The organism is Pseudarthrobacter sp. 1G09, assembly GCF_050038305.1.
GTDB lineage: Bacteria > Actinomycetota > Actinomycetes > Actinomycetales > Micrococcaceae > Arthrobacter > Arthrobacter equi.
The window spans coordinates 2,894,218-2,910,363 of record NZ_CP188306.1 but is presented as its reverse complement, the minus strand read 5'-3'; the positions used below and the strand labels follow the sequence as shown (position 1 = coordinate 2,910,363).

The following is a 16,146-nucleotide window of genomic DNA, read 5'->3' as shown; positions in this document are numbered from 1 at the left end:
GGATTGCGGCGCGTGATTCACAATCTACCGGCAGCCTTGAGCCGGATGTACATGTCGGCCAGCCCCGGGGGCAGCTGGTGCGGTTCGGCATCAACCACCTCCACGCCAAAACGGCGGAGTTCAGCGCTGACGGCGGCACGCTGGAGGAGTGCACGTTCGGCGGCGGCTGCCCTGAAGACTGCTGCAGCATCGCTGCGTTCGGCCAACATGGCGCCCAGTTGGGGGTCACGCACCGCGGCCACCACCACCACGTGCTGGGCGGCAAGCTGCGCCGCCGCGGGAATCAGGCCTTCCTCCGGTGCGCCGCCGTCGAGGCTGGTCAGCAGCACCACCAGGGAACGGTGCGCAGTTACCGCACGTACCTGGGCAGGAACGGCGGCCCAGTCCATCTCGATGAGTTCCGGTTCCAGCGGTGCCATGGCCTGGACAAGCCGTCCCAGCAGGTTGCCCTTGCCCGCGGTGCCTGCCCGGGCGCGTGCCCTGCGGTCGAAAGCGAGGAAGTCCACCCGGTCTCCGCCGCGCTCGGCGAGGACGCCAAGCAGCAGCGCAGCTTCCAGGCCGCTGTCCAGCCGCGTCTCGTCGTCGATCCTGGCCGCCGCGGTGCGGGAGGTGTCCAGCACCATCACCACGCGGCGGTCCCGTTCGGGACGCCAGGTCCGCACCACCACGGCGGAGCGCCGCGCCGTTGCCCGCCAGTCGATGGACCGGACGTCGTCGCCCCGGACGTAGTCGCGCAGTGAGTCGAACTCGGTGCCGGCGCCGCGGATCTGGACCGCCGCCTTGCCGTCGAGCTCGCGGAGTTTCTGCAGCTTCGAGGGCAGGTGCCGCCGCGAATTGAACGGCGGAAGCACCCGGATCGACCCGGCAGACATGACGGTCCGCTGCCGGGCGGCAAGCCTCATGGGGCCGAAAGAACGGAAGGTTACATGCGGCGATTTCAGGTCGCCGCGCCGGACAGGCCGGAGCACGACGGCGGCACGCCGGCTTTCGCCCGCGGGCACTTCCACCAGCTGGATCGGGTTCGCCGCCCCGGCCGAAGGCTGCCAGGCGTCGCGGAAACTGCCGCGCACGCGGCGCCGTCCGTTGTTATGGATGGTGAGCGCGGCGTGCGCCGGCGCGTTGAGGGCGACGTTGACGGGCCCGCTGCGGACCACCTGCAGCAAGCGGGGTGATCCGGCCAGGGCAAGGTCAGCGCCTGCAACGGCTGCGAGCACAGCGGCCACGGCGAAGAACGAGCCCCACCCCGGCAGCAGCAGGACCGGTATCAGCCCCAGCAGTACCAGGAGGACAAAACGCCCGGAAATGGCCATCAGCGCGGGACGGGGACCGACGCCAGGATGCTGCCCAGCACGTCATCCACCTGCACCCCGTCCATCTGTGCTTCCGGCTGCAGGGCCACCCGGTGCCGCAGGCAGGGGAGGGCGAGCGCCTTGACGTCGTCCGGTGTGACGAACGTCCGGCCGGACAGCCATGCCCAGGCCCGGGACGTGTTCAGCAATGCTGTCGCCCCGCGTGGCGATACACCCAGCAGGAAGGACGGGGCAGTCCGGGTAGCCCGCACGAGGTCAACGATGTATCCGATGATTTCGGGGGCCACGTCCACGGTGGCCACTGCGTGTCTGGCCCGCTCCAGGTCACGGGCATCCGCTACGGGACGCACACCTGCCGCGGCCAGGTCCCGGGGGTCGAAACCTGCCGCGTGGCGCCTGATGACTTCCACCTCGTCGCCGCGCTCCGGCAATGGCATGGTGAGCTTGAGCAGGAACCGGTCCAGCTGCGCCTCCGGCAGGGGATAGGTTCCCTCGTACTCCACCGGGTTCTGGGTGGCGGCAACCAGGAAGGGCGACGGCAACGGGCGGGGCTCCCCGTCCACCGAGACCTGGCGTTCTTCCATGGCTTCGAGCAGCGAGGCCTGCGTCTTGGGCGGGGTCCTGTTGATTTCGTCGGCCAGCAGCAGGTTGGTGAAGACCGGTCCCTCGCGGAACGTGAATTCGGACGTGTGGGAATCGTAGACCAGCGACCCTGTCACATCGCCGGGCATGAGGTCCGGGGTGAACTGGACCCGCTTGGTCTCCAGATCCAGTGCCGCGGACAACGCCCGCACCAGCAGGGTCTTGGCTACGCCGGGAACCCCCTCCAAGAGGACATGGCCCTGCGACAGCAGGGCTATCAGCAGGCCGGTGACGGTGGCGTCCTGTCCCACCACGGCTTTGGCCACTTCATGCCGGACATCCAGGAGGGCCTGCCGGGCGGAGTCGTGCTCCATCGGGTCAAGGACCCGTTGGCCGCTGCCATGTTCGCTCATCGTCTTTTGACCTCTTTCTCCAGGGTGTGCAGTTCCCGGGCCCAGGCCACCAGGCGGGCCTCGCTGCGGGGATGTTCATTGACAAGGCCGCTGACCGTGGATGCTGGCATAGCCAAGTGACGTGCGGCGGCATCAACGATGGCCTCAGCGGTGGCTCCCGGACCAAGCCGGAGGGCTGCCGCCAGGCGGGACAACGTGCCCGCGCGCAGGTTGTCCCGGGCTTGATCCAGGGCGCGGTAGTCGTGGTAGAGCCGGGCGCGGCCCTCGGCAGTCTCCACTGCCTTGACCACCACGGGAAGGGGCTCGAAGACCAGCGGCCCGTGCCGCCGGCCGCGCCATGCGATGGCGGCGAGGGCGACGACCACCAGCCACGGGCCCACGAATCGCACCCAGTCCGGGGCCAGTTCGTCGAGGGTGCGCGGCGAGCCGGTGAAGTCCATGTCCTCCAGGGACGGCAGGTACCACACCAGGTCAGGGGAGGCGCCCAGGAGCCGCAGCCCGAGGGCGGCATTTCCCAGCTCGTCCAGCCGTTCGTTTCCCAGCACTGCGGTGCTGCCGAGGACCACCAGCCTGCCGTCAGCGCCGGCCGCAAGCACCCCGGCGGCCGAGCCGGACGGGCGAAAACAGGTGGTCCCGCCGTCGTACACGAATCCTGACCCGCCGCTGACCTGGCCTGCCGCCCGCGCATCCGGAAGGGAGCAGCCGGGGTCCAGCGCGGGCGTGCCGTCCGGCACAACGCCTGCCTGCCGGATGCCACTGTCCAGGGCGCGGAGCGTCTCAAGGCGTGGTGAGACCACCACTACCCGGGCACTCGAGTCCGCGAGGTCACGGAGGCGCTGCCCGTCCAGGGCTCCGTTCCGGTCGTAAAGCAGGAGGGTAGGGGATGAACTGCCGTCCAGGGCAGCCGTTGCAGCGTCGTAGTTCCGGACGTCGTGGACCTCCACCCCGTGGTCGCCAAGGATTTGGGCGACGGCACGGGCGCCGTCAGGGCCGGCATTGCTCACGGACAGGGGGACGACGTCTCCCTTGGGCGCCAGCTGGGCCCAGATCACAAGGCCAAGCCCGACGGCGACCAGCGCGCCGAATGCGGCCAGTCCCCGGTGGCGGCGCAGCCGGGACCGGAAGGACGGGCGGCCAGCATGCCCCGGGCCCGCTTCCCGGGCAGCCTCAGTCGCGTGTCCGGTCATGGCAGGACCGCCGGCTGGCGCCGGTCCAGGGGGCGTTCGGGTTTGGCTGCCGCCAGGGCGTCATCGAGCCGGACCATGTCCTGGTACTCCGCGCTGCCGGCAGGCCTGTTGCCGTAGCGGACCGCATCGAAGGCAGCGGCTGCCCTGGCCAGCCGCTGCGCCTCAGCACTGAACGGCACGGAGAGCTCCCGAGCGGTTTCATCCGCGGTCCGGCCCGGCTGCGGATCGATGACGGCCCTGTCCTCGGCCGAGCGCACCAGGGCACGGAAACGCTCGACGACGGCGTCGCCCCACTTTCCGGCGGCCGCGGCCTCAGTGGCGCGCCGGCGGTAGTCCGTGGAAGTGAGGGTGCTGTCAGCACCAAAGACGTCCTTCGGCTTCCGGGCGGCCGGGTTGAGCCGTGGGCGGGCCAGGACAATGGCCACGGCCAGGACCAGGACGATAACGATGCCTATGACCGGGGTGGGAACCGACCCGTCAGGTCCCGAGGGGCCGTCCAGGGAACCCAGCCACTCGAGGAAGCCCCGCCACACGGTCTCCAGCCAGGACGGCCCGGCTTCCCGGTACTCAGGCTTTGCCAGCTCCTCCGCGGCCCACCTGCGTGCCTGGTCCGCGTCGGGAAGCACCGGGGGTTCAGCGGACATCCGGCCATGCACTTCCGGACGGCCCCTGGGAACCGTGGCCCGGTGCGGTGAATGCAGCACCCCGGCCAGGAACGCCGTCGGGATCAGCGCCCGTCTCGAGCAGGCGGAGGAGCGTGATGTCCAGGCCGTCCTTCCGCATGCGGAGGTCCATGTACAGCAAGGCCATCACCGACGTCTGGAACGCGTAACCCAATGCACCCACCAGGGCACCGAGGATGGCGGTGGCGATCCCTATAGCCACCGCCATCCCCGCGTCCTGTCCGGATCCGCCGTGGGGTGAGACCACGGTGCCGAGGAAACTGGTCAGCAGACTGACCGGGATCATCACCACCTGGCTGATCACGCCCACCAAAAGACTCACCACCAGGGTCATTCCAAAGATCCGCCACCAGTTGGCGCGGGTCAGCTGCCAGGACCGGCGCAAGGCGGCGAGCGGACCAACTTCCTCGATGACCACCGCGGCAGGGGCCACCATGACCTTGATGGCGATCCAGGCGAACACTGCAATGAAGGCAGGAACAAGGGGAATCAGGAACAGGGCGCCCGCTGACCGGTCGGTTCCGGCGATGAGCGCGAAGGCCACGCCACCGAATATCAGGAAAGCAAGCAGCACGGCTGCCACCAGCAGCGCAGCGAGGCCAATCAGAGCGCCGGCCCTGGACTTGGCGAGGGCCCACATCTGGCGGAACCCCGTGGGCCTGTTGAGGATCGAGCGGGCGACCGGCACCACCATGGCACCCTGCAGCACCGCAGAAATAACGACCGTCAGGATACTGACCACCAGGATGGCGCCTGCGAAGCCGAATCCCATGCCGGCCAAGTCCGCGGGGCTGGCGCCCTCCACCCAGGCTTCGATGGAGCCGGCAGATGTGGCGGACACGGCCGTGACGACGGCGGCGAGTATCGCCGAGAGCGATTGCGCCAGCAGGGCGGCACCGAGCATGGCTTTCGGATTCCGGCGGATGGCCTGGAAGGAGCCGTCAAGGATTTCGCCGAACATCAGCGGCCGCAGTGGAACGATGCCGGGTTTTGGCGGGGCAACATAGCGGGGCTGTCCGTAGGGGCTTCCAAACTGGTTGCCGTTCTGGTTCCCCGAGCCGGGTCCATAGGGCGTTCCGTAAGGCTGCTGCGGATAGGCTGCGCCAGGGTAAACCGGCGGGGAACCATTCCACGGTGCCTGCTGGCCGGACGGTGGCTGGCCCGGACCCGGCCGGGCTTGGCCATACTGGCCTGGCTGCTGGCCCCATGGCCCGGGGGGACCCCACGACGGCGTTCCACCCCATGCCCCGTTGCTTTCGCCGGCAGTTTCCCCGTTCGGAGCCACCCATCCGTCATCGCTCCGGCTCCGCTGGTACCCGCCGCTGCCGTCCTGGCTTTGGCCGGGCCACGGACCCCGGGAACCGTCGGAGGGCTGCTCCGCTCCGGCCGGTTCCTCCCGGCCTGAATCCTGTCCTGACACGCTCTTCCTTCCCCCATTCCGGCCGCACCGTTGTCCCGCGGCCGGGCCCCGACAGCCGTAAGCCGCCGGGAAGGTCCGGCACGGTTCCAGCCTATAGTTCCGGCGTCGGACGTCCTAGCGTTCCGCCATGCCGAAGCCGCTCAACAGGACAAAGCCCCCCTGATAAGGGAATATATAACTATGAAGGCACGCATTCTGGTGGTTGATGATGACGAAGCGCTGGCCGAAATGATTGGAATTGTCCTTCGCAATGACGGCTTTGAACCCGTCTTCTGCGCGGACGGCGCCCAGGCGCTCGACATCTTCCGGTCATCGCGGCCGGACCTGGTCCTGCTGGACCTTATGCTCCCCGGGGTGGATGGCATAGAAGTCTGCCGGCAGGTCCGCGCTGAGTCGGACGTGCCCATTGTCATGCTTACAGCCAAGGCGGACACGTCCGACGTCGTCCGTGGCCTTGAATCCGGGGCCGATGATTACGTGCCAAAACCGTTCAAGCCCGCCGAACTCGTGGCACGGGTGCGTGCCAGGCTCCGCCCGGGAGACCAGAAGGCGCCGGAAACCCTGCGGATCGCGGACATCACCATTGACGTTGCCGGGCACACGGTAAGCCGCGGGAGCGAACGGATCTCCCTGACGCCGCTGGAATTCGACCTCCTGGTGGCCCTTGCCCGCAAACCGTGGCAGGTGTTCACCCGTGAGCTGCTGCTTGAACAGGTGTGGGGGTACCGCCACGCGGCAGACACCCGCCTGGTCAATGTCCATGTCCAGCGCCTGCGGTCCAAGATCGAGCAGGACCCGGAAGCTCCGGAAGTTGTATTGACGGTGCGTGGTGTCGGCTACAAAGCAGGGGCCTGACCCCGCTTCCTCCGACGGGGAACGCCGGTCCGGCGTCCCCGCCCAGGCGACCCCCGGAGAAGCAGCGGATTCGGAACAGCGTGCCGTGGCACAGCCACACCAGGAACCGCAGCCCCACCAGGCGCCGGAGCACACCGATGCCATTAGCCCCGGATTCAGGCAGTTCGCCTTTCGCGTGCGGATCTGGCAGCGGCGTGCCGTCATTGTCAGCCTCAGGGTGGCCCGGCTGGTCAAAACCGGTATCCTCCGTTTCCTGCCGGCACTGCGTTATGTCGGACGCGCCCTGCAGAAGCGTTGGCGCCGTTCCCTGCAGTTCAGGACTGTCCTCACCACGCTGTTTCTGGCCGTCACGTCCTTCGCCGTAGTTGGCGCCTACTTGTCGAACCAGATCGCCAACAACCTTTTCCAGGAACGGCTGACGCAGGCCGAATCGGAAACCCGGTACAACGTCAAGCAGGTCCAGGAGACGTTCGACGGCGCCCAGGTCACCGACCAGTCAAGCGTCATCACGCTGGTCTATGACACCCTGAACGCGGTGGAAGGCCGTGGCTCCGTGATCCAGCGCCGCTATGTCTTCGAAGCCATGCCGGAGCAGACCAAGCCACGGAACCGCTGGGTGGAATCGCGGGCCTCGGACCAGCTGACAGTCAGTGTCATCCCACCTGAGCTCCGCAAGGCGGTCCAGGAATCCGGCAAAGACCAGTACTGGGCGTCCACCGTGATCCCCGTGGGCACCGAGGACCGGCCAGGCATCGCCGTCGGTAACAAGGTGACCTTCAACGGCACCGTTTATGAGCTGTATCTGATTTACGACCTCAACACAGCGCAGCAGACGCTGGACGAGATCCAAAGTGTCCTCTGGGCCGGCGGTGCAGTGCTGGTGCTCCTGATCGGTGCGGTGGCCTGGTACGTCACACGCAACGTGGTCAGCCCGGTCAGCCACGCGGCGATGGTGTCGGAGAAACTGGCCGCCGGTCAATTGCAGGAACGCATGGTGGTCCGCGGCGAGGACGAGGTGGCCCGGCTGGGCGCCTCGTTCAACCACATGGCTGCCAGCCTGCAGGAGCAAATCACGCAGCTCGCCACACTCTCGCAGATGCAGCAGCGCTTTGTGTCCGACGTGTCCCACGAACTGCGCACTCCCTTGACCACTGTCAGGATGGCGGCTGAAGTGCTGTACGACGCCCGTGACGATTTCGACCCCATCAACAAGCGGTCTGCCGAGTTGCTCTACAACCAGGTGGAGCGGTTCCAGTCGCTGCTCTCGGACCTGTTGGAGATCTCCCGCTTCGACGCCGGTGTGGCCGTGCTGGATGCCGAACCGGAAGACATCCTCCAAGTCGTCGCCCACGTCATCGAGGGCGCGTCGCCCGTAGCCGCGGAATACGGCTCAGAGATCGTTCTGAGTGCCCCCGCCGGTGCCATCGTTGTGGACATGGACGCGCGCCGGATCGACAGGATCCTGCGGAACCTGATCCTGAACGCCGTCGAACACGGTGAGGGCAGGCCGGTGACTGTCACGGTCGCAGCCAGCGAAACCGCCGTCGGCATCGCTGTCCGTGACCATGGCATCGGCATGGAACCTGCTGAGGCGGCCCGGGTCTTCGACCGGTTCTGGCGCGCGGACCCTGCCCGCGCCCGGACCACCGGTGGCAGCGGCCTGGGGCTGTCCATTGCCGCGGAGGACACCAAGCTCCACAACGGCTGGCTGCAGGCCTGGGGGAGGAAAGGCAGCGGGGCAAACTTCCGGCTTACCCTGCCGCTGCGCCAAGGCGAAGAGATCGGCAACTCGCCGGTCCAGCTCGAACCCGAAGACAACATCACCACGGGCGAACCGGGCAGCGTTCCCCGGGAACCCGACACCAGGAACATCCTGGTCCTGGAAACCGGAGCGGCACGGCTGGCGCCGGTTCCGACGACGAAGGAGAACCCATGACCGGCCGCGGCCGTCCGGCACAGCTCGGTGCTTTCCTGCTGGCGCTGCTGGTTGTGGTGCTGGCAGGCTGCGCCCGGATCCCTATCTCGGGACCGGTCGGCAAGAGCAGCGAAGGCAGCGCCGGCAACCTGAACGCGCCGGTCTTCCTTCCGGCCGCACCCCAACCCGGCGCTTCACCGGAAACCATCATCGACTACTTCTACCGCGCCGGCAGCGGCTACGAGGACGACTACGCCGTGGCCCGCCAGTACCTCACGCAGGCCTCGTCCGTGTCCTGGAAGCCCGACCAGCGAGCCCTCGTTTACCGGGACGCGCGCGTGGTGGCCACGGGCACCGAAAACGTCTACAACTATGAATTGGATGTGGCCTACACCGTCGATGCCGACGGCATCACCACCCAGTCCCCGGAAGGCACCGTGGAACGGATCCCCGTCACGGTTACCCAGGTGGACGGGGAATGGCGTATCTCTGCAATACCGGACGGGACCGCCATCGCCGAGGAAACGTTCAAGGTGATCTACGGCGCCTATCCCATCTACTTCTACGACCCCACGTTCACTTACGCCGTCCCCGACGTCCGCTGGTTCATCAGGAACAAGACGGTCAAGGCCATGACAAGTGCCCTGCTGGCGGGGCCGGCCCCCTACCTTCGCGGTGCGGTGGCCAGCGCCTTCCCGTCGGGCATCAAGCTCGCCCGCGAGTCTGTCCCCGTAGTTTCGGGAGCCGCGCAGGTGGACCTGACGGCCAAGGAACTCACGGAGACATCCCCGGAGGACCGCCTTCGGATGCAGATGCAGCTCACCCTGACGTTCCGCAGCCAGCCCGACGTCGTGAATGTCGAGCTGCGGGCCAACCAGGACCTGGTGAGGGTGGAGGACAACGGCTCGGTCCTCCCGCCGGTGCAGGACAAGAGCGCCCCCTCGCGCCAGATCGCCGTCAGCGGCAATGAACTGGTGCGGTACGAAAACAACAGGATTTCGCCCCTTCCGGACATGCAGCCCGTCTCCGCCCTGGACCCACGGTTTCCCGCGGAATCCCCGGTCTCGCAGACCGCTGCCTTCCTCAATGAGAGCAGAACAACCCTGTACAGCATCAACCCGGGCCAGCCGGCCCGTGCCCTGACGACCCGGAGCACCCTGAGCCGGCCCTCCTTCAGCCTCAACGACTGGGTATGGTCGGCCGGGCCTGGGGGAAACGGGGCCACCGAAGTGGTGGCCTTCCGCCCCACCGGAGTCGCTGAAGGGGCTTCCGTTCCGTCGGTGACGCTGGCGCCGGCCTGGCTGGCGGGACGGTCCGTCAAGGAATTCCGGGTTTCCCGGGAAGGCGTCCGTGCGCTGGTCATTTCCGAACAGAACGGCAAGACCCGGGTCCAGGTCGCCGGGATCATCCGCGGCGGTGACGGTACACCCCGTGAACTGACTCAGCCGACCACCCTGGCGACCGACAGCAACCCGGACCAGGGTGCCTGGGTCAACGACTCTACGGTCGTGGTCATGAAGGGGGCGGCGGCGGCCAACGTGACGCCGGAATTACTCTCCCTCACCTCGGGCCAGCCCCAGCAGCTCGCTCCCTGGCCGGGCCTGGTTGCGCTCAGCGCAGGAAACGGGCCGGAGGAGATCTACGGGCAATCGTCAGAGGGTATCTTCCAGCGTCTTGGGAACGGATGGTCGCCGCAGATCAAGGGCCCCATCGATCCTTCGTACCCGGGGTAGGGGCCGCAGGTATTGCGGCCCATGGGTAACGCGGCGTGGGCTGGGTCCACATAGGCCCTGTTGCTGCTTTGCTTTGTTGCCGGCTGCAGGAATCGTTGAGCCGTGAGCACCGAATCAACGCCCGGCAGTGGCCGGGCAGACCCTGACCTCCTTCCGTCCCAACCTGCGGTGAGGCACCGATCAGAACATCGGAGCGCCCTTCTTCGGTTTGGCGACCAGGTGGGAGGAGCCGCGGCAGACCTTCTGGCTCTGGCGATTCCTGCCGACTGTGTGGGCTGCGGCGCCGAGGACCACCAGCTCTGCCCGCACTGCTCCCGGCAGGTACGCCGGCTCACCGCGCAACCGTTCCGTGCCGAAGCTGCCGCACCCGCGTTGACAGATGTGGACGGAAGGATCCTGCTGCCGGTGGTTGCAGCAGGCGTCTACAGGGAAGAACTCGCCCGGGCTTTGCTGTCCTTTAAGCGCCACGGCCAGCACCGGCTCCGGAAGTGCCTGGGCAGGGCGCTCGCAGACGCGGTACGGACGGCAACGGGAGACTGCCGGCCCTATGTCCTGGTTCCGGTTCCCACCAGTGCAGCCGCCTATCTGGCAAGGGGATTCAGCCCCGTGCACCTGCTTCTTGCCGAGGCGGTCCGGCAGCTTCCCGGGGCCGTTATGCAGGACGTCCTCGCCAAGGCCACCCCCGGAGGTATCCGGCCGGCCGGCGGCCAGAAAGGCCTCGACAGGGGTGACCGGGCGAGGCGCGTCCGGGGCTCCATGACGGTGCGGCGGCGCGCCCGCGGCACGGTGGCCGGGAGGCGCTGCATCATCGTCGATGACGTCCTCACCACCGGCTCCACGCTGTCCGAAGCCGCGCGTGCACTGCACCGCGACGGGGCCCGGGTGGCAGGGGCGGTGGTCCTCGCCGCAACGCGTCCGCCGGTCTCGGGCGGCCCGGACGGCCCATCCTAAGCCAGCAGCGAAACTACCGCGACTTAGAAAAAAATAAACCGGGAAAGGATGAATAACGGATGACGATGAACTAACGTCGGTTGTGGGTACCAAGACAGAATGTACCTTTCGATGGCGGCTCGGAGAGGGGCTCGACTGTCAGGCAGATCGGCCCAGGGAAGCGCCGCCGTCGTGTCACCGAAGTCATTTGGAGGGCACCATGGAGTTTATGATCAGCGGACGAAATCTGACAGTGTCAGACCGGTTCCGCGAATATGCCGGGGAGAAGATCTCAAAGATTGAGTCGTTGGGGGACAAAGTCCAGCGGGTCGATGCCAAGGTTTCCAAAGAGACCAATGCCCGGCAAACAGGCGACCAGCTGACCGTTGAGGTGACAGTCCTGGGCCGCGGACCGGTGATCCGCGCCGAAGCCAGCGCTGCAGACAAGTTCGCCGCCTTCGATCTTGCGTACAACAAGTTGCTTGAACGCCTGCGCCGGGCCAAAGACCGGAAGAAGGTCCATCACGGACGCCACACGCCCAAGGCTGTGAGGGAAGCAACCGCATCCCTCGAACCGGCCAGTGCCCACGAGCCCCTTTACATGGAGGCCAGCCACCGGAGCGAGGCCAGCGCGTCATCCGCCGACAGGTCTCCCTACGACGTGGACAACGATATCCCGGCGGGCGATTCCCCCGTCCTGATCCGCCGGAAGGTCTTCCCGGCAGCGTCGCTGACGCTCGACGACGCCGTGGACAACATGGAACTCGTGGGGCACGACTTCTATTTGTTCGTCGACAAGGCCACCAATACCCCCTCCGTCGTGTACCGGCGGCGCGGCTGGACCTATGGTGTGATCACGCTTGACCACGAGTGCGAACCCGGAGACACCGTGGTTGAAGAAAAGATCCTCGCCTACCGTTCGGATGATGCCGCGGCAACCGCTTAGGGTGCTGGCAGCAACAATCAACAGAGAGGACTGGGGTGCCCGCTTCGCTGAGCCTTAACCAGGCCCGGCGGATCGCTCTGGCAGCACAGGGGCTCGACAAAGGACGGCCCACCGGACCCGTAACTTCACGGACGGTGGGCCGCACCTTTGCCCGCTTGCAGCTGGTCCAGATCGATTCCGTAAACGTCCTGGCACGGAGCCATTTCCTCCCCTTCTACTCGCGCCTCGGGAACTACGACCGGAGCATTCTGCAACGGATGTCCGCTGTCCACCCGCGCCGGATGGTCGAGTACTGGGCACACGAGGCCAGCTACATCCGGCCGGAACACTATGCGGACCTCCTGCTCTGGCAGAAACGTTCGTGGGTTGGTGCCGGAAGCATGGACCCGGACCAACGGGCTGCGATATCGGAGCTGATCCTGGCAACCCTTGCCGGTGGCCGTCCACTGACTGCATCCGAGCTGACCGCCCGGATCGGCCACGTGGAAGAACGGCAAACAGGCAATTGGGGGTGGAACTGGAACGCCGTCAAAAGGGTCCTGGAACACCTCTTTGAAGAGGGGCTCGTCTCCGCAGCTGCACGGTCAGAGCAATTCGAGCGGAAATACACCCTCACGGCGAGAATTTTCCCGCATGCCGGAATGGGCGCCGGGGAGGACCCCACGGGAACCGGGGATCGGGCCGGGGCACTGGACCGGCTGACGGAGGCTGCCGCCCGCGCGCACGGCATCGGTACAGTCCGGTGTTTCGCCGACTATTTCCGGACACCCGTCAAGGCAACGGCGCAGTCCGTGGAACGCCTGGTGGAGCGCGGTGCCCTGGAACCGGTGACCGTCACTGGCTGGAACCGGGGTGTCTACCGCCATGCCGATGCTGTCCTGCCCCGGCGGGCCATTGGACGTGCCCTGCTCAGCCCCTTTGATTCGCTGGTGTTCGAGCGCCGCCGGCTGGAAGAACTCTTCGGCTTCCACTACAGGATTGAGATCTACACGCCCGAACACAAGCGGCGGCACGGCTATTACGTCCTTCCCTTCCTCCTCCGGGACGGCATCGTTGCCCGGGTGGACCTGAAGGCCGACCGCGCAGGCGGAAAACTGCTGGCCCGGGCCGCCTTCGCCGAGCCGGCCGCCCCGGCGGACACCGCCGTCGAACTTGCCGCGGAACTGCGCCTTATGGCTGAATGGCTGGGCCTCCAGTCCGTGGAGGTCTGGCCGTCCGGTGACCTCGCGCCGGACCTCGCGCGGGCCGTCGGCAACGCGGACTCCGATCCGCTCTGAGGGAAACCGGCACCGGCAGGTTGTCTCTCCCGTAGACTAAAAACGCCAGAATTCGGCGGCATGAGACTGGGAGCATCTTCACGTGGCATCACTTATCGAAAAACTTCTCCGCACGGGTGACAAGAAAACACTTCGGCAACTGCGGAACTATGCCGACTCCATCAATGCCCTCGAAGACTCGTTCAAGACCTTTACCGATGCCGAGCTCCGTGAAGAAACGGACCGGCTCCGCGAACGCCACCAGGACGGCGAAAAGCTCGAGAGCCTCCTGCCGGAGGCCTTTGCTGCTGTTCGGGAAGCGTCTTCACGCACCCTGGGAATGCGGCACTTCGACGTCCAGCTGATGGGTGGCGCCGCCCTCCACCTGGGCAACATCGCGGAAATGAAGACCGGTGAAGGCAAGACCCTGGTGGCAACCGCTCCTGCCTACCTGAATGCCCTCACCGGCAAGGGTGTCCACGTGGTCACAGTGAACGACTACCTCGCCGAATACCAGTCCGACCTCATGGGCCGCGTCTACCGCTTCCTCGGGCTGACCAGCGGATGCATACTTGCCAACCAGGATCCTGCGGTCCGGCGCGAGCAGTACGCAGCGGATATCACCTACGGAACCAACAACGAATTCGGTTTCGACTACCTGCGCGACAATATGGCCTGGGACCGGAACGAACTGGTCCAGCGTGGACACAACTTCGCCATCGTCGATGAAGTCGACTCCATCCTCATTGACGAGGCCCGTACCCCGCTCATCATCTCGGGACCCGCCCAGGGGGACACGAACCGCTGGTACAGCGAATTCGCAAAGGTCGTTCTTCGGCTGCAGCCCGAAAAGGACTACGAAGTCGATGAAAAGAAGCGCACCGTCGGCGTCCTTGAGGGCGGCATCGAGAAGGTCGAGGACTACCTCGGAATTTCCAACCTGTATGAGTCCGCCAATACGCCACTCATCGGCTTCCTTAATAACGCCATCAAGGCCAAGGAACTGTTCAAGCGGGACAAGGACTACGTCATCATGGACGGCGAAGTCCTGATCGTTGATGAGCACACCGGCCGTATCCTTGCCGGCCGCCGGTACAACGAGGGCATGCACCAGGCGATCGAGGCCAAGGAGGGCGTCGAGATCAAGGCGGAGAACCAGACCCTGGCCACCGTCACCCTGCAGAACTACTTCCGCATGTACGGCAAACTCTCAGGCATGACCGGCACCGCTGAGACCGAAGCGGCCGAGTTCATGAGCACGTACAAGCTCGGCGTCGTGGCCATTCCCACCAACCGCGACATGCAGCGCATCGACCAGTCCGACCTCGTCTTCAAGAACGAAACAGTGAAGTTCGACGCCGTCGTCCGGGATATCGCCGAACGCCATGAAAAGGGCCAGCCCGTCCTGGTGGGTACCACCAGCGTCGAGAAGAGCGAGTATCTTTCCCGGCTGCTCGCCAAGGACGGCATCCGCCACGAAGTGCTGAATGCCAAGAACCATGCACGTGAAGCCGCGATCGTTGCGCAGGCCGGCCGTAAGGCCGCTGTCACGGTGGCCACCAACATGGCCGGCCGAGGCACCGACATCATGCTGGGCGGCAATGCCGAGTTTACGGCGGTTGCCGAACTTGCCAAACGCGGCCTCGACCCGGAGGAAAACTCCGAGGAGTACGAGTCCGCGTGGCCGGCTGCACTTGAAGCAGCCAAACAGGCCGTCAAGGATGAGCATGAAGAGGTCCTGAACCTCGGTGGACTGTATGTCCTCGGCACCGAACGCCATGAGTCCCGTCGCATCGACAACCAGCTCCGCGGCCGTTCCGGACGCCAGGGCGACCCGGGCGAGTCCCGGTTCTACCTTTCCCTGACCGACGACCTCATGCGGCTGTTCAACTCCGGCGCCGCGGAACGCCTCATGAACAGCTCCGTTCCTGACGACGTGGCCCTCGAATCCAAACTCGTATCCCGCGCAATCGCCTCGGCGCAGGGCCAGGTGGAGGGCCGCAACGCTGAGCAGCGGAAGAACGTCCTGAAGTACGACGACGTCCTGAACCGCCAGCGTGAAGCGATCTACAGTGACCGCCGCCGGATCCTTGAGGGTGACGACCTGCACGAAAAGGTGCAGTTCTTTGTCGAGGACACCATCATGGCCCTCATTGACGACGCCACTGCCGAAGGCAACGGCGACGACTGGGACTTCAACCAGCTGTGGACAAATCTCAAGACGCTTTACCCGGTGAGCGTGAACGCGGACGACATCATCGAAGAAGCCGGAGGAAAGTCCCGGCTGACGGTGGAGTTCCTGAAGGAAGAGCTGCTTTCGGATGCCCGGCTTGTCTACCAGGCGCGTGAAGAAAGCATCGGCTCCGAGAGTATGCGGGAACTTGAACGCCGCGTCGTGCTGTCAGTCATCGGTCGCAAATGGCAGGAACACCTCTACGAAATGGACTACCTCAAGGAGGGCATCGGGCTGCGTGCCATGGCCCAGCGCGATCCCCTGGTGGAGTACCAGCGCGAGGGTTTCACCCTGTTCCAAAGCATGATGGAAGCCATCCGGGAGGAAAGCGTCGGGTTCCTGTTCAACCTGGAAGTCGAAGTGACTCCGGCCCAGGACGTGGTGGTGGAGGACGCCGCCGGCGGACACACCGAACACGTTGAGCCGCAGGTCCGGGCTGCCGGTCTGGAAGCCCCCGAAAAGCCTGCGCAGCTGCAGTACACGGCACCCAGCGAGGGCGGTGGCACCCAGACCCGGGTGGAAACCCGTTCCTCAGGACGCTCAGGCAACCCCGCGAAGGCGGCGGAACAGGATGCGGCGAAGGAAGCCGCCAAGCGTCCGGCCAAGAAGAAGCGGCGCTAAAGCAGCGTCCGCGGACGACGACGTGTAAGGCAAGGGCAGGGCCAGCGGGAGACAGCATCCGG

At 66.2% G+C, this 16,146-nt stretch carries 12 protein-coding genes; 7 read left to right on the top strand and 5 right to left on the bottom strand.

Going from position 1 to position 16,146, the window contains the following annotated elements; translation table 11 throughout:
• Nucleotides 1-17: 17 nt before the first annotated feature.
• Genes ACP3TD_RS13345 through ACP3TD_RS13325 form a run of 5 tightly spaced genes read right to left on the bottom strand, consistent with a single transcriptional unit; the run spans nt 18 to nt 5,595 of the window.
• The gene (locus ACP3TD_RS13345; RefSeq protein WP_426763463.1) at nt 18-1,310 is read right to left on the bottom strand and encodes a DUF58 domain-containing protein; all 1,293 of its coding nucleotides are present in this window, start codon (nt 1,308-1,310) and stop codon (nt 18-20) included.
• Nucleotides 1,310-2,305, bottom strand: coding sequence for an AAA family ATPase (locus ACP3TD_RS13340; RefSeq protein ID WP_426763461.1), 996 nt, complete (start codon nt 2,303-2,305; stop codon nt 1,310-1,312). Before ACP3TD_RS13340 ends, ACP3TD_RS13345 begins: the two co-directional genes overlap by 1 nt.
• Complete coding sequence (locus ACP3TD_RS13335; protein WP_426763459.1) at nt 2,302-3,492, bottom strand: DUF4350 domain-containing protein; 1,191 nt, start codon at nt 3,490-3,492, stop codon at nt 2,302-2,304. The genes ACP3TD_RS13340 and ACP3TD_RS13335 overlap by 4 nt, the downstream gene beginning before the upstream one ends.
• On the bottom strand, nt 3,489-4,136 hold the full coding sequence (locus ACP3TD_RS13330; RefSeq protein ID WP_426763457.1) for a DUF4129 domain-containing protein: 648 nt from the start codon (nt 4,134-4,136) through the stop codon (nt 3,489-3,491). The genes ACP3TD_RS13335 and ACP3TD_RS13330 overlap by 4 nt, the downstream gene beginning before the upstream one ends.
• Nucleotides 4,126-5,595 carry a hypothetical protein gene (locus tag ACP3TD_RS13325; protein ID WP_426763454.1) on the bottom strand — a complete coding sequence of 490 codons (1,470 nt, stop codon included), beginning with the start codon at nt 5,593-5,595 and terminating at the stop codon, nt 4,126-4,128. Before ACP3TD_RS13325 ends, ACP3TD_RS13330 begins: the two co-directional genes overlap by 11 nt.
• A gap of 180 nt (nt 5,596-5,775) precedes the next feature.
• Here ACP3TD_RS13325 and mtrA point away from each other — a divergent pair, with 180 nt between their 5' ends.
• The 7 genes from mtrA (at nt 5,776) to secA (ending at nt 16,084) form a co-directional block, all read left to right on the top strand.
• The gene (mtrA, locus tag ACP3TD_RS13320; RefSeq protein ID WP_015937620.1) at nt 5,776-6,450 is read left to right on the top strand and encodes an MtrAB system response regulator MtrA; all 675 of its coding nucleotides are present in this window, start codon (nt 5,776-5,778) and stop codon (nt 6,448-6,450) included.
• Between the two features lie 175 nt (nt 6,451-6,625).
• Nucleotides 6,626-8,386, top strand: a complete 1,761-nt coding sequence (mtrB, locus tag ACP3TD_RS13315; RefSeq protein WP_426767235.1) for an MtrAB system histidine kinase MtrB — start codon at nt 6,626-6,628, stop codon at nt 8,384-8,386.
• Nucleotides 8,383-10,098: an LpqB family beta-propeller domain-containing protein gene (locus tag ACP3TD_RS13310; protein ID WP_045729759.1), complete on the top strand. Its 1,716-nt coding sequence runs from the start codon at nt 8,383-8,385 to the stop codon at nt 10,096-10,098. Before mtrB ends, ACP3TD_RS13310 begins: the two co-directional genes overlap by 4 nt.
• 102 nt (nt 10,099-10,200) lie before the next feature.
• The gene (locus tag ACP3TD_RS13305) at nt 10,201-11,049 is read left to right on the top strand and encodes a ComF family protein (RefSeq protein ID WP_426763452.1); all 849 of its coding nucleotides are present in this window, start codon (nt 10,201-10,203) and stop codon (nt 11,047-11,049) included.
• Nucleotides 11,050-11,248: 199 nt separating this feature from the next.
• Nucleotides 11,249-11,974: a ribosome hibernation-promoting factor, HPF/YfiA family gene (gene hpf / locus ACP3TD_RS13300; protein ID WP_015937616.1), complete on the top strand. Its 726-nt coding sequence runs from the start codon at nt 11,249-11,251 to the stop codon at nt 11,972-11,974.
• 35 nt (nt 11,975-12,009) lie between these two features.
• The gene (locus ACP3TD_RS13295; protein ID WP_426763450.1) at nt 12,010-13,251 is read left to right on the top strand and encodes a winged helix-turn-helix domain-containing protein; all 1,242 of its coding nucleotides are present in this window, start codon (nt 12,010-12,012) and stop codon (nt 13,249-13,251) included.
• An 82-nt stretch (nt 13,252-13,333) separates the two neighbouring features.
• The gene (gene secA / locus ACP3TD_RS13290; protein ID WP_426763449.1) at nt 13,334-16,084 is read left to right on the top strand and encodes a preprotein translocase subunit SecA; all 2,751 of its coding nucleotides are present in this window, start codon (nt 13,334-13,336) and stop codon (nt 16,082-16,084) included.
• Nucleotides 16,085-16,146: the final 62 nt, after the last annotated feature.